This window comes from Vibrio sp. Vb1337 (assembly GCF_033338715.1).
Taxonomy (GTDB): Bacteria; Pseudomonadota; Gammaproteobacteria; order Enterobacterales; family Vibrionaceae; genus Vibrio; species Vibrio alginolyticus.
Window position 1 is genome coordinate 1 of the sequence record NZ_JAWOTD010000140.1, and the last position, 1,256, is coordinate 1,256.

The 1,256-nt window shown below is 45.1% G+C and carries 2 protein-coding genes; both read left to right on the top strand.

The window, feature by feature from the left end; genetic code table 11:
- The coding region (locus R7E42_RS24530) for a GGDEF domain-containing protein (protein ID WP_318073168.1) at positions 1-387 on the top strand (387 nt) is incomplete at its 5' end.
- 116 nt (positions 388-503) lie between these two features.
- Positions 504-1,250: an outer membrane lipoprotein-sorting protein gene (locus R7E42_RS24535; protein WP_318073169.1), complete on the top strand. Its 747-nt coding sequence runs from the start codon at positions 504-506 to the stop codon at positions 1,248-1,250.
- Positions 1,251-1,256 lie beyond the last annotated feature (6 nt).

The window sequence follows — 1,256 nt, forward strand, 5'->3', positions numbered from 1 at the left end:
GACAAATACGGCCATTTAAGCGGTGACGAAGCGCTTGTCGCTGTTGCCGACACGGCAAAATCGCTGACTGACGAACGAATAACCTTAGCGCGAATCGGTGGTGAGGAATTTGCGTTGGTGACTGCCTCTCTATCTGAAAAAGAAGCTGAAACGCTTGCAAAGGCGATTTGCAGCTGTGTTTACGATCGACCTGTTTTACTCAATGGGCAAGCGATCCATGTCAGCGTGAGTTTGGGTTGCGCCTATTATCGCGAGTTCAAAGGCATCATAAACTTGCACGAAGCCGACCAACTCATGTACTGCGGCAAAATGAATGGTAAAAACTGCGCGATGTTCAAAGTGATCGATAAAAGCAAAGTTGAGCCTCTTCTTCGTCAGGTGCCTTAAGTTTTTGCGTAGTGAATCGCTATTTCGATTTTTCCTCTTGCTATACTCAATTGAATTTCAAGTTTTTATTGCCGCTTTTCGTTTCTGAGATTAGCTCAAAGACTTAGAGGAAAGTTATGCCAAAAGCTGTCGCCGCTCTGTTTTTCCTGCTCTTCACTTCACTTTCGTATGCCGAAAGTGCTTTCGATATTGTCCAAAAATCAGACCAAGCAATGAGGGGGAAATCCAGTTATAGCGAGGCAACCATGGAGATCGTTCGTCCTGATTGGACACGCTCTATGACGATGAAAAGTTGGACAAAAGGCACGGAGTTGTCGCTCGTGTTGGTAACCGCGCCAGCCAAAGATAAAGGCAGCGCATCGCTAAAGCGTCATAGAGAAATGTGGAATTGGGTGCCGAGTATTGAGCGCATAATTAAAATCGCGCCTTCTATGTTGAGCCAATCTTGGATGGGGTCGGATTTTACTAATGATGATCTGATCAACCAATCATCAATCGTTGTGGATTATCAACACGCTTTACTCGGCAATGACAGCTTTGAGGGGGATAAAGTCTGGGTCATTGAAGCGACGGCTAAACCTGATGCGCCTGTTGTTTGGAACAAAGTTACGTTGTGGATTTCTCAGTCGACGTATTTGCAACGCAAAGTGGAATTTTATGATGAGTTCGATGAACGGGTGAATGTGTTGACGACTTACGACGTTAAAGAGTTAGGCGGTAGAAAGATAGCGACGCGAATGGAGATGAAACCCGTCGATAAACCGGGGAATAAAACCATTTTTACCACGCATCAGGCACAGTTTGACTTCGATATAAATGATGACTTTTTCTCGCTGCAGCAAATGAAATCCCTGCGTGATTAACTTGCG

Excerpts from the sequence above, each read along its gene's own strand:
- R7E42_RS24535 (WP_318073169.1), top strand. The coding sequence starts at position 504 with ATGCCAAAAGCTGTCGCCGCTCTGTTTTTCCTGCTCTTCACTTCACTT.